This window comes from Streptomyces sp. 11x1 (assembly GCF_032598905.1).
Classification (GTDB): Bacteria; Actinomycetota; Actinomycetes; order Streptomycetales; family Streptomycetaceae; genus Streptomyces.
Window position 1 is genome coordinate 5,722,196 of sequence record NZ_CP122458.1, and the last position, 21,004, is coordinate 5,743,199.

The following is a 21,004-nucleotide window of genomic DNA, read 5'->3' on the forward strand; positions in this document are numbered from 1 at the left end:
TCGGTGACTGCTGAGGGTTCCGGGGCGGCGCCGGTGCCGTTGCCGGGTTCCGTGGTGTTGCCGCAGGTCGGGATCGGTACCGACATCCACGCCTTCGAGGAGGGGCGGGAGCTGTGGTGCGCCGGGCTGAAGTGGGAGGGGGAGGGGCCGGGGCTGGCCGGGCACTCCGACGCGGACGTCGTGGCGCACGCGGCGTGCAACGCGTTGTTCTCCGCGGCCGGGATGGGGGATCTGGGGCAGCATTTCGGGACCGGGCGGCCGGAGTGGTCCGGGGCGTCCGGGGTGACGTTGCTGGCGGAGGCGGCGCGGATCGTGCGGGCCGGGGGGTTCGTCATCGGGAACGTGGCGGTGCAGGTGGTGGGGGCCCGGCCGAAGATCGGGAAGCGGCGGGACGAGGCGCAGCGGGTGCTGTCGGCGGTTGTGGGGGCGCCGGTGTCGGTGTCGGGGGCTACGACGGACGGGCTGGGGTTTCCCGGGCGGGGGGAGGGGTTGATGGCGGTGGCCACGGCGTTGGTCGTGCGGGTGGGGTGAACCCGGGGCTTTCTCGCCCCGCCGCCCCTGCCCGTCCCATCCCCAGGGGCCGCGCCCCTTCGACCCCCTTTCGCGCTCCGCGCGGGGGTGGGTGGGTACGCGCGGGTTCGGTGGGGGGCTGGTCGCGCAGTTCCCCACGCCCCTTTTTGGGCCTGCGGCCCATCGAGGAGTGCCGGCGCCGGTGGGCATACGTCACGAATCTGTCGTCCTCGGGGTGAAGGGCTCGGGGCATGGGTGGTGGGCCACTACGCTTGGGTGCGTGACTATTCGCCTGTACGACACCAGCGCCCGGCAGATCCGTGACTTCGCCCCGCTCACGCCGGGTTGCGTCTCGATCTACCTGTGTGGCGCCACGGTGCAGGCGGCCCCGCACATCGGGCACATCCGGTCGGGGCTCAACTTCGACATCATGCGCCGGTGGTTCGAGTACCGCGGGTACGACGTGACCTTCATCCGGAACGTCACGGACATCGACGACAAGATCATCACGAAGGCGGCCGACCAGGACCGCCCGTGGTGGTCGATCGGGTACGAGAACGAGCGCGCGTTCAACGACGGGTACGGCGTGCTCGGTTGCCTGCCGCCGACCTACGAGCCGCGGGCCACCGGGCACGTGACCGAGATGGTCGAGATGATGCGCGGGCTGATCGAGCGCGGACACGCGTACGAGGCCGACGGGAACGTCTACTTCGACGTGCGGTCCTTCCCCGGGTATCTGCAGCTGTCCAACCAGGAGCTCGACAACCTGCTCCAGCCCTCGGGCGAGGGCGAGACCGGCAAGCGCGACCCGCGTGACTTCGCCATGTGGAAGTCGGCGAAGCCGGGGGAGCCGACCTGGGAGACGCCTTGGGGGCGGGGCCGGCCGGGGTGGCACCTGGAGTGCTCGGCCATGGCCCACAAGTACCTGGGCAGCGCCTTCGACATCCACGGCGGCGGCCTCGACCTGATCTTCCCGCACCACGAGAACGAGATCGCGCAGGCCAAGGCCTTCGGCGACGACTTCGCGACGTACTGGGTGCACAACGCCTGGGTCACCATGAGCGGCGAGAAGATGTCCAAGTCGCTGGGGAACAGCGTCCTCGTCTCCGAGATGGTCAAGCACTGGCGGCCCATCGTGCTCCGGTACTACCTGGGCACCCCGCACTACCGGTCGATGATCGAGTACAGCGAGGACGCCCTGCGCGAGGCCGAGTCGGCGTTCGCGCGGATCGAGGGGTTCGTGCAGCGGGTCGTCGAGAAGGCCGGCGGGATCGTCGAGCCCGCGGCCGAGGTGCCGCCGGCGTTCGCCGAGGCGATGGACGACGACCTCGGGGTGCCGCAGGCGCTCGCCATCGTGCACACCACGGTCCGGCAGGGCAACAGCGCGCTGGCCGCCGACGACAAGGAAGAGGCGGTGGCACGGCTCGCCGAGGTGCGGGCCATGCTCGGGGTGCTGGGCCTCGACCCGCTGGACGCCCACTGGGCCGGTGACGGCGGCGAGCGCGGCGAGGACCTGCACGGAGTCGTCGACAGCCTCGTCGGGCTGGTCCTGCAGCAGCGGGAGGCGGCGCGCGCCCGTAAGGACTGGGCCACCGCCGACGCCATCCGTGACCAGCTCAACCAGTCCGGTCTGGTCATCGAGGACAGCCCGGACGGCCCGCGCTGGACGCTCGGCCCGCGCTGAGCGGACGTCCGGTCACCTTGATCGATTGTGCCGCCCGGCCCTCCGGGCGGCACACTGCATTGAGCACACCGCATTGAGCACACACGCTCATACGCATACACATTCGTACACACGCACGCTTCTCGGGAGACGGGTAGGTCATGGCCGCTAACAACCGCCGCATGTCCGGCAAGAAGGGCGCGCAGGTCGGCAGTGGCGGCCAGCGGCGCAAGGGTCTCGAGGGCAAGGGTCCGACGCCGCCCGCCGAGATGCGCAAGAAGCACAAGGCGAACCGCATCGCCAACGCCAAGGCGAAGCAGGCCGCGCGCCGCCCCGCGCCGCGTGGCCGGGGCGGCAAGGGCACGTCCGAGATGGTCGTGGGCCGCAACCCGGTCGTCGAGGCACTGCGCGAGGGCGTGCCCGCCTCGACGCTCTACGTCCAGCAGTTCATCGACAACGACGAGCGGGTGCGCGAGGCGCTCCAGCTCGCGGCCGAGCGCGGTGGCATCAACCTCATGGAGGCCCCCCGCCCCGAGCTGGACCGCATGACCAACGGGCTCAACCACCAGGGGCTCGTCCTCCAGGTGCCGCCCTACGAGTACGCGCACCCCGAGGACCTGGTGGCTGCCGCGTACGACGAGGGCGAGGACCCGCTGATCGTCGCCCTCGACGGGGTGACCGACCCGCGCAACCTCGGTGCCGTCGTCCGGTCCGTCTCCGCGTTCGGCGGCCACGGCGTCGTCGTGCCCGAGCGGCGCGCGGCCGGGATGACCGCCGGTGCGTGGAAGACGTCCGCCGGTACGGCCGCCCGTACGCCCGTCGCGCGCGCCACCAACCTCACTCGTGCCCTGGAGGCGTACAAGAAGGCCGGTGTCGTCGTGGTCGGGCTCGCCGCCGACGGCGAGGCCGAGGTGGGGGAGCTGGAGGCCCTGGAGGGGCCCGTCGTGATCGTGGTCGGCAGCGAGGGCAAGGGCCTGTCCCGCCTCGTCGGCGAGACGTGCGACTTCCGGGTGCGGATCCCCATGCCGGGTGGCGCCGAGTCGCTGAACGCCGGTGTGGCGGCGGGAGTTGTGCTGTACGAGGCGGCACGGCGCAGGGCCTGAGCCAGGGCCCGAAACGGGCCCTGGCTGGGGGTTCGGGACGTTCTGGATCACCTTGACGGGGTCCGGACAGATCGGGGCGGTCAAAGCAGTGTCCTAACGACACGTCACTCGGTTAGATGAGTGTGGACACCAGAACACCCCGCACACCCACGGGGGAGCGTTCGTCGAAATTCGACTCGGGATTCGACGACGCTCCCGCGCTGAGCATGGTGAAGGTGCCGAGCGATCCGGCGCAGGTCATCGTCAACCACGTGAGCTTCCGCGTGCAGTTGGGCGCCTCCACGCGGGCGTCCCCGCGTATCGCACGGCACCTGAGCGTCACCGAGGACACCACGCGCATCCCCGTCGTGGGCACGGCGGGGCGTTCCGGCGCGCCCGCCGCCGGGCGCCGGCGCGCGCCGGTCGTCTGGAGCGGGAAGTCCGCGCCCGACGACACCGGAGCCCACCGGCTCCTCCAGGCGGTGCGCGGCGCGGGCGTCGGCCTCCCCGACCCGCTGGGCGACACGGGCTCGACCCAGGTCATCCCCCGCGTCGACGGCACGGGCGGCGGTGGCTACGGCACCGAGGGCGGGCGCTACGGCTCCGAAAGTGGGCGGTACGGCGCCGACTTGACCGTGGAGACGGTGGAGACGCCCATCGTCGGCAGCCAGCGCACGCACGGCGACCACGCCGCCGGCGACGGCACCCGGCTGCTCCCCGCGATGCGCACGGTCGACAGCGCCTACGACGAGGCCCGCTACGGCCAGGCGGGTCACGGGGCCTACGGGGACGACGACTTCACGGACGCGTACGACGACCGGGGGGACGACGAGGACGCGCGGGGTGGGCGCCGGACCGGCAACGAGCCCGTCCGGCACGCCTATTACCCCGGTCGCCGGATGAGCCTCGGCGTGGTGCTGCTGCCGCTGCGGGTCTTCCTCGGTTTCATCTCCATCTACGCCGGCATGGGCAAGCTCTGCGACCCGCACTACTTCGACGGCGGCAAGCGCGGTTCCATGGTGAAGTGGCTGAACACGCTGCACCCGTGGGAAGTCGCCGAGCCGCTGCGGCAGTTCGCCCTCGAACACCCGGTGGGCTCGGGGCTGGTCATCGCCTTCGCCCAGGTCATCGTCGGCGTGCTGACCGTCTTCGGACTGTGGCAGCGGGTCGCGGCCGGAGTCGGGGCGCTGCTGTCGGCCGCGCTGCTCGTCACCGTCAGCTGGAAGACCGTCCCTGTCTACGAGACGCCCGACATCATCTACCTCGCCGCCTGGTCCCCGCTGATCATCGCGGGTGCGCCGGTGTACTCGGTCGACGGACGGCTCGCGGGCGGCGCCTGGCGCACGCTCGGGCCGCGTGCCGACATCTGGGAGCTGCGGCGGTACGTACTGCGCCGGGGCGCGCTCGTGACCGCGATCGTCGTCGGACTGACGCTGCTCGTCGGGTCCCTGCTCGGCGGGGCCGTGCGGGACGCCGACCGGATCGTCGTTCCCGGGCCCGGGGAGGCGCCGCGCAACGAGCTGCCGGGGTTGCCGCTGCCGGGTGAGCCGAGTGCGCGGCGCGAGAACAGCCCGTCCGCGTCCGACTCGCCGAGCGCGGGCGCCACGTCCGCGAAGCCTTCGCAGGAAGCGACCACGCCGGCGGCCACGCGGTCCACCGGGGCGGTCACCGGGGGGCAGCCGAGCCAGACGCAGGGGATGGCCGGGCAGGCGCCGCCGCAGCAGTCGGCGCCGGTGGAGCAGGTGCCGAGTACGACGGCGGGGCCCAGTTCGAGCGGTGCCTCCGGCGGTGCGACCATTGGGGCGACGTCCTCCGGAGGGTCTACCGGGGGGAGCTCTTCCGGTGGGCAGAAGTCTGGGCTGGTCGGGGGGTTGCTCGGGTAGGTCGGCCGGGTCGGTCGGCTGTTGTGATGTGAATGATGTCGTGATGGGCCCCGCGTGGAGTTCTGCGTGGGGCCCATTGGCGTTGGCGTTGCGGTTGGCGTTGTCGGTTGTGTGTTTCGTGCGGGTCGTCTTCGGGGGCGCCTAGAGGCTCGGGGGGAGCGGTTTGGGGTGCGGGTGCGGGTGCGGGTGCGGGTTGGGTGGGGCTGGTCGCGCAGTTCCCCGCGCCCCTGACGGGCGCTGGGCCTGGGCCCCGGCTTTGCAAGCGGCCCTCACCGACCCGCACCGACCCGCGCCGCAGCTCAGTCTCAGCGCCGCTCACCGCCGTCACCGAGCCTCACGGCCGCTCAGCGCCCCGCACCGACCCTCAGCGCCCCTCATCGCCGCACCGACCCTCAGCACTGCTCAGCGCTCGGCACAGCTGCTCACCGGGCACGAACCCTCAGCGCGCCTCCCCGGCCCTCAGCGGCCGTCTAGCGGGTCTGGGACGCCAGTTCCTTTGCTGCCTCCGTGAGGTCCTTTGCCGTGTCGATGGCTCGCCAGTAGGCGCCCTGGGGGAGGGGGAAGCCCGCGAGGCGGCGTTCTCGGGCGAGGCGGGGGAACGTGGTGCGTTCGTGATCGCCCCGGGCCGGGAGGAGGTCGGTGAACTCCGGGGAGAACACGTAGACGCCGGCATTGATCTCGTACGTGGTGGGCGGGGCCTCGATGAAGTCCGTGACGCGGCCGAAGCCGTCCGTCTTCACGGCGCCCCAGGGGATGCGTGGGCGGGCCAGGGCGAGCGTGGCGACGGCGTCGCGCTCGGTGTGGAAGTCCGCCATGTCGCGGAGCGAGAAGCGGGTCCAGATGTCGCCGTTCGTGGCGTACCAGGGCTGGTCGGGGTGCGGGAGGTGCGCGGCGGCGTACTTGAGGCCCCCGCCTCGGCCCAGGGGCTCCGTCTCGACGACCGTGGTGACGCGGACCGGCAGGTCGGCGGAGTCCAGCCACTTCTGCAGGACGTCGGCGAGATGGCCGCAGGAGACGACCACGTCGGTCACGCCCTCCTCGGCGAGCCAGGTGAGCTGATGGCCGATGATCGGCGTGCCCGTACCGGGGATCTCGACCATGGGCTTGGGCCGGTCGTCGGTGTACGGACGCAGCCGGGAGCCCTGGCCACCGGCGAGGACCACGGCTTGAACGGGGCGCGACGCGGCGTTCGGATCGGTCATGACCCGAACTGTACGTGGCGCCCCGTTCGCGGGAGCACGGCCCTGGGATCGGCGCGGAGGGGGGTCACCGGGGTGGGGCGCCCCGGTGGATCGCCGGGGTGGTCAGGCGAACTGGGCGGCCACTCCGGTCGCGTACGAGGTGTCGCAGACGGGGCGGGCGAAGCCCTGGGCCCGGGTGGGGCCGTAGGCGCGGACGGCGGCGCGGCCGAGGGCACGGGCGATGGCGGTGCAGTGCTTCGCGAGCGACGGGCGCTCGTTCACCGCTTCCTGGAGGTGGGTGAGGGCGACGCCAGGGTCCTCGTCCTGGAGCTCCATCAGGAGTTTGTCCTGGAGCACCTCGTGCGGGGCGCGGGGCTTGGCGCGCTTGCCGGAGTTCAGCTCGGCCACGTCCGAGGCGGCGAGGACCGATTGGTCGGGGTCCGTGGTGGTCCATTGGACCTTGGTGACCGCGAGGGTGCCGGAGAGGACCAGGACGACGGGCAGGACCAGGGCCAGCGAGCGGCCGATCCGGCGGGCGGGGCCGGGGCCGCGCCGCGTCCGTTGGGTGTAGGTGTGGGTGTGCTTCACGCGAGTGAGGGTAGCGCGGGGTAGTGATATGGCGACATTAGGTCACCGATACGGGGGATCTCGCAGCGCCGGTTCCAGGGTGGCGTGTTGACGCACGGAGGTCGAAAAGAGCCGATTTGCCGGGGTGGTTGTCGACGTGGAAGAGGGCCCCGCGGATTTCCGCGGGGCCCTCTTCGTCAACCTGGGTGATTTATCCCGGGCCGGTGGTTTCGCGAACGGTCGCGCCCACCCTGTCGGGCGATCAGTCGGTGAGGCGCTCGCCCGTCGAGGTCGAGAACACGTGGGTCTCGCCCGGACTCGGGACGACGTGCAGCGTCGCGCCCTTCTCGGGGACCTGGCGGCCGTTGACGCGGACCACGAGGTCCTTGGTCTCGCCGCCGACCTCGGCGGTGCCGTAGACGTAACCGTCGGCGCCGAGCTCCTCGACGACGTTGACGGAGACGGCGAGGCCGGCCGGGGCGTCCTCGGCGTCCTTCGACAGGGCGGAGGCGGCGGCGCCGTTGTGCTCCACGATGTCGAAGTGCTCCGGGCGGACACCGACGGTGACCGTGGTGTCACCCTTGTCGGAGGCGGCCTTCAGTGCGTCACGGTTGACCGGGACGACGCTGTTGCCGAACTTCACGCCGCCGTCGGTGATCGGGACCTCGACCAGGTTCATGGCCGGGGAGCCGATGAAGCCGGCGACGAAGAGGTTGGCCGGGCGGTCGTACATGTTGCGCGGGGTGTCGACCTGCTGGAGCAGACCGTCCTTGAGGACCGCCACGCGGTCGCCCATCGTCATGGCCTCGACCTGGTCGTGGGTGACGTAGACGGTGGTGATGCCGAGGCGGCGCTGCAGGGACGCGATCTGCGTACGGGTCGAGACACGGAGCTTGGCGTCGAGGTTCGACAGCGGCTCGTCCATGAGGAAGACCTGGGGCTCACGCACGATGGCGCGGCCCATGGCGACACGCTGGCGCTGACCGCCGGAGAGGGCCTTCGGCTTGCGGTCCAGGTACTCGGTGAGGTCGAGGATCTTCGCGGCCTCTTCGACCTTCTGCCGGATCTCCGCCTTGTTGACGCCGGCGATCTTCAGGGCGAAGCCCATGTTGTCGGCGACGGTCATGTGCGGGTAGAGCGCGTAGTTCTGGAACACCATGGCGATGTCCCGGTCCTTCGGCGGCAGGTGCGTGACGTCGCGGTCACCGATGCGGATGGCGCCGCCGTTGACGTCCTCGAGCCCCGCGAGCATGCGGAGCGAGGTGGACTTGCCGCAACCGGACGGGCCGACCAGAACGAGGAACTCGCCGTCCTCGATCTCGATGTCGAGACCGTCCACGGCGGGCTTCGTGGAACCCGGGTAGATCCGGGTCGCCTTGTCGAACGTAACTGTGGCCATGGGTCGTAGGCCCCCTTCACCGGCAGGAACGTGCCGGACGATCCGTTGTAAAGGTGGTGATCCACCACGGCCCTGCCGCGGTGGTGTAGTCCACGGGAGTGGATTGGGTCAGGACGGTACCTGGCGTTCACCGGGTCTGTCAGTACCCGGGCCCCTGTGAACTTCGCGGAAATTTTCGACGATCACACCCTGCGACCTGGGTACACTGCACGGGCGTCCCCGCGAGGGACCACGCCTCCTTAGCTCAGCTGGCCAGAGCAACGCACTTGTAATGCGTAGGTCGTCGGTTCGAATCCGACAGGGGGCTCCGAGAACCCCCAGGACAGATAGCCGCTGACCTGGGGTTTCCTGCTGTTCGGGGCGTGACGCGTCACACGGCTGGGGTGCCGCGAGATGGCTTGCGTGAGCGATGCGTGAGCGGAGCGGTCCAGTGCCCTACTTCTTGGGCTTTTTCCGCTTGCCCTTCTTCTCGGCCCTAGCCTTGGCTTTCGCCTTGTCCTTGGCCTTCTTGGCGGTCTTCGCCGCCTTGCGGGCGGCCTCCTCCGCCTCGGTCTTCCGCTGAAGCGGGACCAGCTTGGCGGTGGCCTCGGCCGCGTTCCTACCGACCTGGGGCAGGACGCTCTGGTAGATGTCCCGCGTGATCCGGGTGTCGCTGTGCCCGAGCGTGTCCGACACGATCTTCACGTCGATGCCGGCGGCGAGCATGAGCGTGGCCGCGCCGTGGCGGAGGTCGTGCAGCCGGATCGGCGGCAGCCCGGAGGCGGCGACGAGGCGCTCGAAGAGGTCGGTGACCTTGCCGGGGTGCAGCCACGAGCCGTCTTCCTGGGTGAAGACGAGGCCGGTCTCGACCCAGGCCGATGCCCACTCCTCTCGGTCCGCCGCTTGCTGCTTGCGATGCCGCTCCAGCACGTCGACGGTGTCGTCGTCCAGGGCCACGACGCGGAACCCGCTGTCGGTCTTCGGCTCGGACGCCTCGACTTCCCATCCGTCCTGGATGAGTTGGCCGGTGACGCTGAGGGAGTGCCGATCGAGGTTGGTCTCCGACCAAGGCTGGCCGCATGCCTCACCGCGACGCAGGCCGCGGAAGGCGATCAGATGCCACATGGCGTACAGGCGGTCCGTGGCCACGAAGTCCAGGAACGCACCGGTCTGTTCCGGCGTCCAGACCATGACGGGGGAGGGCTTTTCGCCGGTCTGTTGCCACCGGGCGACCCGCTCGTCCGTCCACACCAGGGCCTTCGGCTTGCGGACGGGGTCGATCTCGACGTGGGCCGCTGGGTTGAAGGTGATGATCTGCTGGCCGATCGCGTCGTTCAGGGCCGCGCGGAGTGTGGCCTTGATGTGCTGGCGTGTGGACGGCCCGGTGACGCGGCGGAAGGGTGGCATCGCGTCGATCGCCGCCTTCATGGCCGTGCGGCGGGCCCGGTTCTCCACGCCCTTCCACGGCACGGCCGCCAACTCCTCGACCGCCGTACGCCGCTGGGCGTTCTGCTCCAGGATCTCGGCGTTGGCGTCGGTGATGGCGGTGAACATCTCGCTGAGATGGCTCACGCGCAGCCGGTCGAGGCGCCGGTCCCCGATGTGGGGTTTGAGGTGCACGCGGACATCGGTCTCGTAGCGGCTGACGCCCGACTTCCGTATGCGCTTGCCCGCGAGCCACCGGTCCAGCCACTCGCCCACAGTGAGGCTGCCCACGAGGTCCTGCCCGGCGTTGAGGCGCCGCCTCGTCTCCTCCACGTCGGGGAGGGGCAGCTTGTCGCGGCTGACCTCGGCCAGCATCTCGGCGATCAGCTGGACACCCTCGGGGTCGTCCGGCTCGGCGAGCCCCAGGAGTGCGCGTACGTGGTCGAGGTCGGCCTGGGCCGCCTTGAGGCTGGCGTACCCGCCACGGGCGAAGGACCGTCGGCTGCCGTCCTCGTGGGGCGGCAGCTCCTGACGTATGGAGCAGGTGCAGTGGTTCCTGCTGTTGCGCTTGGGGCAGGAGGTGCCCAGTTCCTTGCCGGTCTTCGGGTCACGGCAGGAGCAGCGGCGGTAGGTGGAGCCCTTCAAAGGCGTTCCTCCGGGGTGGTGTCGGGTTCTTCTTCGGGTGGGTCTACGTCGCCCAGTGCGGGTGGCAGATGGGGTGGGGTGGCGCCGTCCTCGCGGATGTCGCGGCGGAGGTGGCGGAGGCTGTACTTGGCGGAGATGGCCTGGTCGGCGTACTTGGTCCGCTTGCGCTCGGCTTCTTCCTGCTGGGCGCGGCTGGTGGCGGTCCTGGCCGCGAACCGTGCCTGTTCTTCCTCTTCGAGGGCGGCGAGGGCGGTTTGCACGAGGCTGGCGTGGTGCTCGAAGTCGGGGACCAGGCCCGCGTCGTACATGGGCACTTCCTGCTCGCCGGTGAAGCGCCGCAGGGCGTCCCAGGTGGGGATGAGGTCCTGGAAGGGGAGTTCCTGGGTCCGCTCGACGTAGCCGACCGGGAAGATCAGACAGACCGGGTACGTCTCCAGAGCGGCGGCCAGGACCATGACGTCCACCAGGGGCAGGTTGGCCCGGCGTCCGGACTCCATGTTGGCGATCACGTTGCGCGGGATGGGGTGCCCGAGCTGTTCGCACCGGTCCGCGAGGTCCTGAGCGCTCCATCCCATCTCCTTCCTTCTGCGCCGGACTTCGCCGGCCACGTTGGCCTTGACCCGATCTGCCCATTCCGGGAAGTCGTCCTCATCAGCATCCACACCGCGTTGTGTCATGCAGACACATTAGCTTGGTCATGATGGTTGGTGCATGCCTGGAGTCGGACGTGATGGGCGCGTTCGCCGAGGGCTGTACCGAAAGGGGTGCGCTGCATGCGCGAAGACGCGACGACCGGGCAGTCGAAGGGCTTGAAGGGGATGAGTCGGGAAGAGCTGCTTGCTCTCCCTGTATCGGTTGACCTGGAGGCGGGCAACCGGGCTCTGGGACTCGGGCGGAGTAAGGGGTATGAGCTGGCGAAGCGGGGCGAGTACCCGTGCAAGGTGCTGCGGCTCGGCAACGCCTACCGGGTCGTGACCGCGGATCTGCTGGAGCTGCTCGGGCTGGCGGCGTGAAAGCGGGGCAGCGTAGCAAACGGTTCTGCGTTGAGCTGACACAGAAACGCTGGACTGTCGCCGGGCGTGGACGTACTGTCCGTGTTCCCTCGGGGAACAACGCGAGCGTCCCGACTCGGGACAAAACGAGTGTCCAGACTCGGGACAAGGCGAGTGTCCCGACTCGGAACGCAGCGAGCCTCCGGCGCAGCAACGCCGGAGGCTCGGGAAACCCCGCCGCCCGCATCCAACGAACGACCCGCGCGCACCGGGCCAGCCATGCCCGATTGCCGCAGGAGTGGAGCCGCCCTGTGCAACCTACGACACCCGAGCCCTATTCCGACCCTGGCAAAGCCGCGTGGCCTGCCGTTGCCGTGCCCGGCCAGCCGGGGCACCCCTCGGGCGAAGAGACGCCAGCCGCCGACGACACAGTGCCGGACCCGGACCTGGCGGATCAGCCCGCCGAACAGGCGGTGCCGGACCCGGAGCCGACGCACGGCTCCGAGCTGCTGGATGAACTGTGTGCCCACATAGCCCAGTTCGTGATCCTGCCCTCGCCGGAGGCGCTGGACGCGGTCACGCTGTGGGTGGCGGCGACGCATCTGCAGCCCGCGTGGCAGCACGCCCCGCGCCTGGCGGTGGTGGGGCCGGCGAAGCGGCGCGGCAAGTCACGGCTGCTGGACGTGCTGACCGAGACGGTCCACGAGCCGATGCTCACCATCAACACCACCCCGGCGGCGGTCTTCCGGTCCATCACCGAGGAGCCGCCCACCCTGCTGGTGGATGAGGCAGACACCATCTTCGGCACGCCGAAGCAGGCGGAGAAGAACGAGGAGATGCGCGGCCTGCTCAACGCCGGCCACCAGCGCAACCGGTACGTGACCCGGGTGGTCGGCAACGACCACACCCCGCACCGGTTCGCCACCTTCGCCATGGCCGCCCTGGCCGGGATCGGCGACCTGCCCGACACGATCATGGACCGGTCGGTGGTCATCCGTATGCGCCGCCGGGCGGAGGGCGAGAGCGTCAAGCCGTTCCGCTCCCGCCGCGACATCCCAGGACTCCATGATCTGCGGGACCGTATCGCCGCCTGGGCCAGGCCGCTGCTGGACGAGGCGGCGGATCTGGAGCCGGGTATGCCGGTGGAGGATCGGGCCGCCGATACCTGGGAGCCCTTGGTCATCGTGGCCGACCTGGCCGCCGGGTCCTGGCCCCGCCGGGCTCGCGAGGCGTGTGCGGGGATGGTGGCCGCGGAGGTCGAGACGGAGGAGGACCAGCCCGGCGAGGCCCGGATCCTCGCCGACATCCGCAGGGTCTTCGTCGCCCAGCGCGAGGTCGACAGCCTCTCCACGGACGAGCTGCTGCACCACCTGCGGCAGAACGCCGAGAGCCCGTGGGCGGAATGGGGCCGCTATGGGCTGACCTCCCGCGAGCTGGCGAGGATGCTGCGCCGGTACGACATCAAGCCCGGCAACGTCCGGCTCGCCGACGGAACCCAGCGCAAGGGCTACATGCGCAACAAGTTCCTCGACGCGTGGCGGCGCTACTGCCCCACCGTTCACTCAGTGAACGCCGAACCCACCACCCCAGCCTCGGGCTGAGCCGCGCCTCCCCTGGTGACCGTCCCTGCCGTCCCTGCCGTGATCCCGCAGGTCAAACGGCATGCGACCGGGACGGAAAACCGGGGACAAGACGGCAACGCGATCATGAAGAGCGCGCTGCCGCCAACCGGACGCTGCCCCGATCCGTCTTGTGCCGTCCCGGGCGTCCTCGCCGTATCGCCGCAGGTCACCGCGTATGCGGCCGGGACGGCACGACGGATCCGATCCGTCCACGGCCACCGAAGCGCAGCCCCGCAGCCCGCGCCTGCCCAAGACGCGCCGACGCTGCCGGGACGGAACACCGGCCCCTCTGCCGTACCGGCTCTGACCTGCGGTTGCAACGGCCAAGACGGCTAAGACGGACCACGCCACCACCCCCAGGAGAACCCCGCTTGACCACCCTCTCCACACCCATCCACCGGGACGCTCGCCCTGACGGAGGGCGGCCGATGACGACCAAGCAGGCGGCCGAGCGGTATGCGCTCGTCGCGGCGGGAGTCGTCATCGTGGCGCTCACTGCCGGCGGGTTCTGGCTGTCGTACGCGCATCTCGCCGAGGTCGCCGGACAGCACGGCCTCAAGAGCTCCCCGGTCCGCCAGTGGGCCTGGCCGGCGACCCTGGACGCGTTCATCGTCGCGGGCGAACTGCTCATGCTCCGCGCGGGTCTGCGCCGGGTGACCGACGGGTGGGCTATCGCGCTCACGGCTACCGGATCGGTCGGTTCCATCGCGCTCAACGTGGCCGGGGTCAGCGGCACGGGCAACGCCAGCGCTGTGCCTCTGCTCGACTATGTGGTCGCCGCGGTTCCTCCGACCGCCGCGCTGCTGGCCTTCGGTGTCCTGATGCGGCAGATCCACCAGTTGGTCGATCAACCTGCCGACCACGTGGACGCCGCACCCGTCCAGGCGCCGCAACCACCGGTCACCGCGCCCGCCGAGCCCGTCGAGCCACGGGCCGATCCGGTCGGGCACGCTGAGCGTCCGGCCGCTGGTTCCGTCCAGCCGACCGAACCACCGCCCGAAGTTTCGGAGAGCAAGCCGCGCGGAGGCCGTCCGCCCAAGGCCACGCTCGCAGAGCTCGTGGCGATCGGCCGGATCGCCCTCGCTGAGCACGGCACACTCAGCCGGTCCCTTCTCCGGAAGGCCGTCAAGGACAGGGACTTGACGATCGGCAGTCAGCGGCAGACCGAGGTGATGGAGATCCTCCGGCCCGATATCGAAGCCGCCGCCAAGACCGGTCCGAACAGCGGCTGACCGGAAACCCAGGGGGGTGACCGGAATCGCTTCCGGTCACCCCGGCCAGCCGACCACCGCACCGCTCGACGCCCGCTTGTCCACACCTGTGGATGGCGCACTGGCCACCAGTACTCCGCCAGTCCTTCCCGCCGACCCGCCCCTTCCGGAGAACCGCCCGTGACACACGCCCCGCACCGCTCCGACCACACTCCCGACGAGCCGCTGCCGCTGACGAAGTCCCCTACGCTGATGGGGCGTTTGCGCCGCGCGTTCGGACGGGCTGCCCCTGGCGGAGCCAGTAGTACCCCGAGTCCGACTCAAGGCCGGACTTCGGGGATCTCCGCCCCGGGGGTGGCGGAGACGGCCCACCGCCAGGGGGCGCCGGACCAGAGGGTCGGAGCCGAGGGCGGCCCCGACCCGGACACGCTTCACTCCGTCCAGCAAGCCGTCCTGCGCCCCGCAGAGAGCGCAGCCGTCGCCGCCGGCGAGCCTGCCGTGCAGAGCGTGCAGCCCACGATCCGCCGCTTTACCGGCACCAAGAGCAACGATCGCGTCGGCCCGCTGCGCTTCACCGGCGACCAGCGAGCCCGTCTCCAGCAGGCCGCTGCCGAGCACGGCTACAAGGGCGACTCCGGGTTCGCCGCCGACATCGTCCTCGCCTTCCTCACCGGCCGGTTCACCGCCAACCTGCCCCTGTCCGAGGACCGCCGCCGCACCCACATCTTCCGCGCTCAGGTCCTGCGCCAGCTCAACCGGATCGGCGTCAACGTCAACCAGATCGCCCGCGCCCTCAACAGCGACCACACCCCACCCGACATCCGCCAGCGCCTGACCGAACTCCACCACCTGCTGGAGCTGATCGCCGAAGCCCTGCGCCAGCCCGCCGACCCGGAGGAGGCCGGGACAGCGTGATCGCCGCCATCAAGCCCGCCGGGACCAACACCCGTGGCCTGCTCGCCTACCTCTACGGCCGCGGAACCCACGACGAGCACTTCGACCCGCACATCGTGGCCGGCTTCGCGATGCTCGGCATGCCCGACCCCGGCCGCGACGAGAACGCCACCCTCACCGAACTCGCCCGCCACCTCGACGAACCCGTCCGCCTGCGCAACAGCGAGTTCGGCAAGAAGGTCACCGACCACGTCTGGCACTGCCCCGTCCGCGCCGCCCCCGAGGACCGCTACCTCTCCGACACCGAGTGGGCCGAGATCGCCCAGCGCATCGTCCAGGCCGCCGGCATCGCCCCGGCCGGTGACGACCTGGGCTGCCGTTGGATCGCCGTACGCCACGCCGACGACCACATCCACATCCTCGCCACCACCGTCCGCGAAGACGGCCGCCGCCCGGGGCTCCACGACAGCGGCCTCCGCGTCGGCGACGCTTGCCGCGAGATCGAGAAGGACTACGGGCTGCGCCGCCTGAAGAAGGGTGATGGCACCGGAGCCCGCCGCCCCACCCAGGCCGAGATGCACAAGGCCGAACGCCTCGGCTGGGACCAACCCAGCCCCGCCTGGCTCCAGGACCGCATCCGCGCCGCCATCCCCCACGTGACCGGCGCCGAGGAATTCATCACCTACCTGCAAGCCAGCGGCATCGAGGTCCAGGTCCGGCGCGGCCCGTCAGGCGATCTCCTCGGCTACGCCGTCGGCCGCCCCGGCGACGTCAACGAGGCCGGCGAGCAGATCTACCACCCCGGAAGCAAGATCTCCCCCGACCTCTCCCTGCCCAAAATCAAGGCCCGCCTCGAATCCAGCCGACCTGAAGAACACCCCACCGCCCGCCGCAACCACCCCAGCAGCCCCTGGCACCAAGCCACCGACGCACTCGACACCCTCCACACCGACCTCGCCGACGACACCCACGCCCAGGCCCACATCACCGCCCTCGGCGAACTGCTCGAAGCCACTGCCCAGAAGGTTCCCGCCCATCTGCAGGGCGAACTCCGGGCCGCCTCGAAGGCGTTCGCCCGGGCCCAGCGCTCCCAGATCCGGGCCGAAGACCGAGCCGCCCACGCCCTGCGCAGCGCGGCACGCGACATCGTCCACACCGCCACCGGCCCCGACGGCAGCGCCCTGGCCGCCCTGGTCGCAGCCCTCGTCTGGGCCACCATCGTCGCCAGGCGCTGGCATCAAGCGAAGCACCACGCCCACCAGGCCGACGCCGCTCGCCAAGCCGTCCAGCACCTTCAGATAGCCGCCGACCGCGCACTCGCCCCTACACTCGCCGACCTCACCTCCCGGCCACCCCGGGATCAAGCCCGCCGCGTTCTCGCGAACGACGTACGAGCAGCCGTCCCCGACCACGCTGAGCGGATCCTCACCGACCCGGCCTGGCCGGCGCTCGCCACCGTCCTCGCAGACGCCGAAGCGCGCGGCCACCAACCCCACCAACTCCTCAAAGAAGCCGCCGATCAACGCGAGCTGACCACCGCCCGCCAACCCGCCCGCGTCCTCATCACCCGTATCCAGCACGCCGGCCGCAACCCGGCACCCAACCGCCGCGCCGAAGCCGCCCGCCTGCAGACGACCACGGCAGGCTCGATCCCCACTCAGCAGACCCGAAACGGTCGGCTCCCAGCAGTGAACCGTTCCGGGTTCGGTAGGGACTCGATCATTTGAGAGGATCGAGTCATGGCACGCCCTTCCCAGTACCCGCTTGAGCTGCGCAAACGAGCTGTCCGCATGGTCGCCGAGGTGCGGCCGGAGTACGACACCGAGTGGTCCGCGATGAAGGCCGTCGCGTCGAAACTCGGCATCGGCACGACCGAGACGCTGCGTAAGTGGGTGCGGCAGGACCAGATCGACGCCGGCACCCGGCCGGGCACGACGACGGATGAGTCGGCGGAACTGAAGCGGCTGAAGAAGGAGAACGCTGAGCTGAAGAGGGCGAACGACATCCTCAAGGCAGCAGCGTCTTTCTTCGCGGCCGAGCTCGACCGGCCACACACACGCTCGTAGCGTTCATCGACGAGCACAAGGGCCGCTTCGGCGGCGTCGAGCCGATCTGCCGGGTCCTCACCGACCACGACTGCAAGATCGCCCCCTCCACCTACTACGCACACCGCAAACGCCAGGACGCCCCCGCGGCCCGCACCGTCCGCGACACCGAACTGAAGCCCCTGATCAAGGAGGCGTACGACACCAACTACCGTGTCTACGGTGCCAGAAAGATCTGGCGCCACCTGAACCGACAAGGCCATTCCGTGGCCCGCTGCACCGTCGAACGCCTCATGCGCGAACTCGGCATCACCGGCGCCGTCCGCGGCAAGAAGGTGATCACCACGATCCCCGACCCCATCGCACCCAGGGCACCGGACCTGGTCGACCGCGACTTCGTCGCCGACGCACCGAACCGCTGCTGGGTCGCAGACTTCACCCACGTGGCGACCTGGACCGGCGTCGTCTACGTCGCCTTCGTCGTGGACACCTTCTCGCGCCGCATCGTCGGCTGGTCGGCCGCCACCACGAAGGAGACCCGGCTCGTCCTGGACGCGCTGGAGATGGCCTTGTGGCAACGCGACCGCGACCAACGCCCCCACATTCGAGGCGAGTTGATACATCACTCGGACGCCGGGTCGCAATACACGTCGTTCAAGCTGGCCGACCATCTGGATGCCGCCGGCATCGCGGCGAGCATCGGCTCGGTCGGGGACGCCCTGGACAACGCCCTGATGGAATCGACGATCGGACTCTACAAAACCGAGTTGATCAAGCCCCAGCGGCCGTGGCGAACGCTCTCCCAGGTCGAGCTCGCCACCGCCGAGTGGGTCGACTGGTACAACCACAGTCGACTCCACGGTGAGATAGGGCACATCCCGCCCGTCGAGTACGAAGCAAACCACTACCTCAGCACCACGAAACCCCAGGTCACGCCCAACATCTGAGCTCTCTACGGAACCCGGAACGGTTCAGTTGAAGTTTCTCGCCGATGCGAGGGTCGACACAGGGATCGAACTCCGGGGCCTCGGATCGAAGACGAAGAAGAAGTCGTACACCTGGAGCATCAACCTCCCATCCGGGCACAAGTGGGTTTTCTACCACGGCAGGCGCTACGTCCGAGGGGTGGAATACGGCTACCACTGCCAGAGTCTGACGAGCCACGTCAAGTCGTACACGGCGAAGGGGCGCTCCTTCTCGTCGGTCAACTACGACGATGGCTACCGCTGTGACAAGAAGCCGCGGGACGGGCTGGCCAAGATAGCGATCAACAAGGGGTGCTGAACGTGAACAGACCATTGCGCGGCGCAGCCGCGCTCGTTGTCATCCTGGTGACAGCTTCCTGCACGGCGGACGCAGCACCGCAGGCCGGACCGTCCGCGAGCAAGACATCCGCGGCGAGCCGCGCGGTACCGAAGAACTGGACCTGTCAGAAGGCGACGTTCCACTGGGGCAAGGTGACGAAGCGGGAGAAGCTGGCCGCTGTGTCCGACGCGCAGGAAGTGCACGTTCAGGCTGGAGAAACCGTCGAGTCGACGTTCGACCTCGTTCCACTCCGCACACTGAAGGCGACCATCTCGCCGTCGCTTCCGGACAGCACGCTGGACCCGCAGGCTGCCGTCGACTCTCTTGCGGAGCAGACCGGGCTCGATTTGATGAAGGTGGGCACGACGTTCACCTTGAGCGAGGGTGACAAGACCCTCAAAACGTCGTCCGGAAAGTTTGACGGTGTGCTGGTGGCTGTAGTGGGGGTCGACACGGTCGAGGCATCCTTTGTCTACGGCTGTGGCAGCAAGGGGCAGGAAGCTGTGCGGGGTACCTTGACCACGTGGTCGCCAGCCACATACTCCGCGCTGTTCACATGTGGCATCCGCGAGGATCTCTCGGCTGTCGAAATCGAGGCCGAGGCCCTGCTGTGCGGAGAGCAGAGCAGCTGAGCGGCATCTGAGCTCAAGTCGGTCCTCGTGTGTGCGATACCCGGCCGGGCATCGCACACACGAGGACGGGCCGGTACGTCCGCACAGCCGCTTGGGAGAGCGGGCAGTGCGTGGCGATACTCGCCGTGGGGAACGCCGGTGTTGCAGCCGGGGCGCCATAGGCGCTGGGCGCGAAGGACCGGCTACACCCGCCTGGAAGCCGAGCAGTTCGGGACGCGGGCCGACGTACTTCGGCGGCACCGCCTCCTGAGAGGCGCTGGAGCTGAAGCTGGGGCCGCCGCGTGATCCAGGACCGCTTCACGTCGGATCCAGCGCCGCGCGGTCAAAGCGGTCAACACCACCTCAGGCCCCCGTGGCGTCCGTCCGGGCAGGTTTCTGGCGAGGATTCTCGGCTGCACGCACCCCCCGGGCTCATGGACGGCAGGGACTGGCGGAACGTCGGTTCTCGGCCGTATCGCGCTGCGCTGTGTCGCGGCATTGTCTTGTACCACCGAGGGGCCATGACGCCCGGACAACTGCAGGTTCTCGGGAGAGTGCTGGTCACATCGCTCAAGATGCGTGAGCAATGCGTGAGCGGACGGCGCGGCAACATATGGATGCAGCGGTAGGTTCGGAGCTTCCTGCGAGCCACTGATCAGGGAAAACGGGATTTGCTGTGATCGTGCGGCACCCGCAAAAACAACCCCACCAGCCCTTGTAATGCGTAGGTCGTCGGTTCGAATCCGACAGGGGGCTCTTTTGGAACCCCAGGTCAGACCCCATCTGACCTGGTCCTTTTGCTTTCCGTGAACGAGTCTCGCTGCGTCTGACCGGTCCGAGGCGCACCGCTCGGGGGCGCCCGTGGACAACCGGTGGACAAGCGTGCCGCGAGCGTGCGGCGTGGTGGACGAGCCGGTGTACGAGAACCGGGCTGGCGTGCCAGAGGTGATGGGGCTGCCGGACCTGGTACGCGGGGCTGACGGAGGCAGCGCTGTTGGGGGGCCCATAAATCGAGGGAGCTGAGACGGCTACTGGTGAAGCCGGAGTCATTGGTGCGGAGGAGTCCGGTCGTGAACGTTATGCGCTTCGATGGCGGAGTCGGGGACTTCACCCTCGGTGTCCAGGAGGAGAGCGTCCAGCTGCTCAGGGGCATGGGCACGATCTGCTTGCAGTTGGGGTTGGAGGTCAAGGCCCCACCCGCTCAGGACGTCGGCAGGTTCCTGGCGCTTCAAGCTGACCCCTACGGCATTCATGGGTCGTACCAGCGAACGCTCCTCGGCCGAGTGACGGAGATGCTGCCGTTCACGCCCGAGACCGGCATCGAGCGCCGCACCCTCAAGTTCCTGCTCACCGCCGCACAGCTCCACGCGATCAACGAGGCCCGCGACGGAGACCTGCGGATGGAGCTGGAGGTGACAGGGACGCTGCCTCAGGCGACCGGATACCCCGGGAGCACGACGGAAGTGCTGCACTTCAGCGTTGCCAGGAGTCGCTGGATCGATCAGATCAACGCTCTCGGCCCCTCGGTCGCCTTCGAGATGAGGGTGCCCTTTCCGTTGGAGGACGACCCGCGGGCCGAGCCGGCGCAGCACCTGCGGTCCGCGCAGCGTCGGCTCCTCGACGGCGACATCGACGGCGCGATCCTTGACGCTCGCCGAACCCTTGAGTGGATCAGGCTCCACAGCGGTTGGACGTGGCCGCTCAACAAGGACAGCCGTCTGCGGGGAAAGGGCGAGCGGTGGGCGGCGATCCGCTCGGTCGTCGAGGACCAGGCGAGCGGATCGGTGCACGCGGATGCCGTCACCTCGGCATTCAAGTACAGCGCGGACGAGGCGAAGGCGTTGATCAGCATCGCCGCCGCGTTGCTGACGGTGGTCGATCGACCTGCCTGAACAGACCGCATGTGATGCACAGCACTAGCCGCCGGCGGCGGCATATGAGGTGAGACTCACCGCTCACATCGCGGCTACCCCGCGGAGATAATCTTGAT

At 69.7% G+C, this 21,004-nt stretch carries 18 protein-coding genes and 1 tRNA gene; 14 read left to right on the forward strand and 5 right to left on the reverse strand.

Annotated features, from left to right (window positions below):
• Positions 1-3 precede the first annotated feature (3 nt).
• The 4 genes from ispF to P8T65_RS25185 all read left to right on the forward strand — a co-directional run bounded on the left by ispF (position 4) and on the right by P8T65_RS25185 (position 5,138).
• Complete coding sequence (gene ispF / locus P8T65_RS25170) at positions 4-531, forward strand: 2-C-methyl-D-erythritol 2,4-cyclodiphosphate synthase (RefSeq protein WP_399100075.1); 528 nt, start codon at positions 4-6, stop codon at positions 529-531.
• A 259-nt stretch (positions 532-790) separates the two neighbouring features.
• Entirely contained in the window at positions 791-2,194 is a 1,404-nt protein-coding gene (gene cysS, locus P8T65_RS25175) for a cysteine--tRNA ligase (protein WP_316727522.1), read from the forward strand.
• A gap of 140 nt (positions 2,195-2,334) precedes the next feature.
• Positions 2,335-3,276, forward strand: coding sequence for a 23S rRNA (guanosine(2251)-2'-O)-methyltransferase RlmB (gene rlmB / locus P8T65_RS25180; protein ID WP_184892441.1), 942 nt, complete (start codon positions 2,335-2,337; stop codon positions 3,274-3,276).
• 122 nt (positions 3,277-3,398) lie between these two features.
• Positions 3,399-5,138, forward strand: coding sequence for a DoxX family protein (locus P8T65_RS25185; RefSeq protein ID WP_316731706.1), 1,740 nt, complete (start codon positions 3,399-3,401; stop codon positions 5,136-5,138).
• Between the two features lie 470 nt (positions 5,139-5,608).
• Here the strand turns inward: P8T65_RS25185 and P8T65_RS25190 are convergent, their stop codons facing one another.
• The 3 genes from P8T65_RS25190 to P8T65_RS25200 all read right to left on the reverse strand — a co-directional run bounded on the left by P8T65_RS25190 (position 5,609) and on the right by P8T65_RS25200 (position 8,285).
• A complete protein-coding gene (locus P8T65_RS25190) occupies positions 5,609-6,340 on the reverse strand; it encodes an NDP-sugar synthase (protein WP_184892443.1) in 732 nt (243 codons plus the stop codon).
• Positions 6,341-6,442: 102 nt separating this feature from the next.
• Positions 6,443-6,907: a hypothetical protein gene (locus P8T65_RS25195; RefSeq protein WP_316727524.1), complete on the reverse strand. Its 465-nt coding sequence runs from the start codon at positions 6,905-6,907 to the stop codon at positions 6,443-6,445.
• 241 nt (positions 6,908-7,148) lie between these two features.
• Complete coding sequence (locus P8T65_RS25200) at positions 7,149-8,285, reverse strand: sn-glycerol-3-phosphate ABC transporter ATP-binding protein UgpC (protein WP_316727525.1); 1,137 nt, start codon at positions 8,283-8,285, stop codon at positions 7,149-7,151.
• Positions 8,286-8,518: 233 nt separating this feature from the next.
• Here P8T65_RS25200 and P8T65_RS25205 point away from each other — a divergent pair.
• Positions 8,519-8,592 (forward strand) — tRNA-Thr (locus P8T65_RS25205).
• Positions 8,593-8,720: 128 nt separating this feature from the next.
• Here the strand turns inward: P8T65_RS25205 and P8T65_RS25210 are convergent.
• Positions 8,721-10,334: a site-specific integrase gene (locus tag P8T65_RS25210; RefSeq protein ID WP_316727526.1), complete on the reverse strand. Its 1,614-nt coding sequence runs from the start codon at positions 10,332-10,334 to the stop codon at positions 8,721-8,723.
• Positions 10,331-11,011, reverse strand: coding sequence for a helix-turn-helix transcriptional regulator (locus P8T65_RS25215; protein WP_316727527.1), 681 nt, complete (start codon positions 11,009-11,011; stop codon positions 10,331-10,333). Before P8T65_RS25215 ends, P8T65_RS25210 begins: the two co-directional genes overlap by 4 nt.
• 96 nt (positions 11,012-11,107) lie before the next feature.
• On the opposite strand from P8T65_RS25215, the gene P8T65_RS25220 reads away from it, so the two are divergent.
• From P8T65_RS25220 to P8T65_RS25260, 9 genes are all read left to right on the forward strand, one after another.
• Positions 11,108-11,347 carry a hypothetical protein gene (locus P8T65_RS25220; protein WP_316727528.1) on the forward strand — a complete coding sequence of 80 codons (240 nt, stop codon included), beginning with the start codon at positions 11,108-11,110 and terminating at the stop codon, positions 11,345-11,347.
• A gap of 410 nt (positions 11,348-11,757) precedes the next feature.
• Positions 11,758-12,927 (forward strand): DUF3631 domain-containing protein, encoded by a 1,170-nt coding sequence (locus P8T65_RS25225; RefSeq protein ID WP_399100084.1) that lies wholly within the window; start codon positions 11,758-11,760, stop codon positions 12,925-12,927.
• Between the two features lie 449 nt (positions 12,928-13,376).
• A complete protein-coding gene (locus P8T65_RS25230) occupies positions 13,377-14,180 on the forward strand; it encodes a DUF2637 domain-containing protein (protein ID WP_316727530.1) in 804 nt (267 codons plus the stop codon).
• 333 nt (positions 14,181-14,513) lie between these two features.
• A complete protein-coding gene (locus P8T65_RS25235) occupies positions 14,514-15,074 on the forward strand; it encodes a MobC family plasmid mobilization relaxosome protein (protein WP_316727531.1) in 561 nt (186 codons plus the stop codon).
• Positions 15,071-16,780 carry a relaxase/mobilization nuclease domain-containing protein gene (locus P8T65_RS25240; protein WP_316727532.1) on the forward strand — a complete coding sequence of 570 codons (1,710 nt, stop codon included), beginning with the start codon at positions 15,071-15,073 and terminating at the stop codon, positions 16,778-16,780. Before P8T65_RS25235 ends, P8T65_RS25240 begins: the two co-directional genes overlap by 4 nt.
• A 12-nt stretch (positions 16,781-16,792) precedes the next feature.
• Positions 16,793-18,045, forward strand: a protein-coding gene (locus P8T65_RS25245) for an IS3 family transposase (RefSeq protein ID WP_399100089.1) whose coding sequence is annotated in 2 segments (ribosomal slippage) — positions 16,793-17,066 and positions 17,066-18,045 — 1,254 coding nt in all. Because the reading frame shifts where the segments join, the coding sequence is not laid out codon by codon here.
• 28 nt (positions 18,046-18,073) lie between these two features.
• Positions 18,074-18,382 (forward strand): hypothetical protein, encoded by a 309-nt coding sequence (locus tag P8T65_RS25250; RefSeq protein WP_316727534.1) that lies wholly within the window; start codon positions 18,074-18,076, stop codon positions 18,380-18,382.
• Entirely contained in the window at positions 18,376-19,035 is a 660-nt protein-coding gene (locus P8T65_RS25255) for a hypothetical protein (protein WP_316727535.1), read from the forward strand. Before P8T65_RS25250 ends, P8T65_RS25255 begins: the two co-directional genes overlap by 7 nt.
• 1,049 nt (positions 19,036-20,084) lie before the next feature.
• Positions 20,085-20,906 carry a hypothetical protein gene (locus P8T65_RS25260; protein WP_316727536.1) on the forward strand — a complete coding sequence of 274 codons (822 nt, stop codon included), beginning with the start codon at positions 20,085-20,087 and terminating at the stop codon, positions 20,904-20,906.
• Positions 20,907-21,004 lie beyond the last annotated feature (98 nt).

What these genes read in the sequence shown, in the direction of transcription:
- P8T65_RS25200 (WP_316727525.1), bottom strand. Translation starts at nt 8,285, where the DNA reads ATGGCCACAGTTACGTTCGACAAGGCGACCCGGATCTACCCGGGTTCC.
- rlmB (WP_184892441.1), top strand. Translation starts at nt 2,335, where the DNA reads ATGGCCGCTAACAACCGCCGCATGTCCGGCAAGAAGGGCGCGCAGGTC.
- P8T65_RS25190 (WP_184892443.1), bottom strand. Translation starts at nt 6,340, where the DNA reads ATGACCGATCCGAACGCCGCGTCGCGCCCCGTTCAAGCCGTGGTCCTC.
- P8T65_RS25215 (WP_316727527.1), bottom strand. Translation starts at nt 11,011, where the DNA reads ATGACACAACGCGGTGTGGATGCTGATGAGGACGACTTCCCGGAATGG.
- P8T65_RS25230 (WP_316727530.1), top strand. Translation starts at nt 13,377, where the DNA reads ATGACGACCAAGCAGGCGGCCGAGCGGTATGCGCTCGTCGCGGCGGGA.
- P8T65_RS25220 (WP_316727528.1), top strand. Translation starts at nt 11,108, where the DNA reads ATGCGCGAAGACGCGACGACCGGGCAGTCGAAGGGCTTGAAGGGGATG.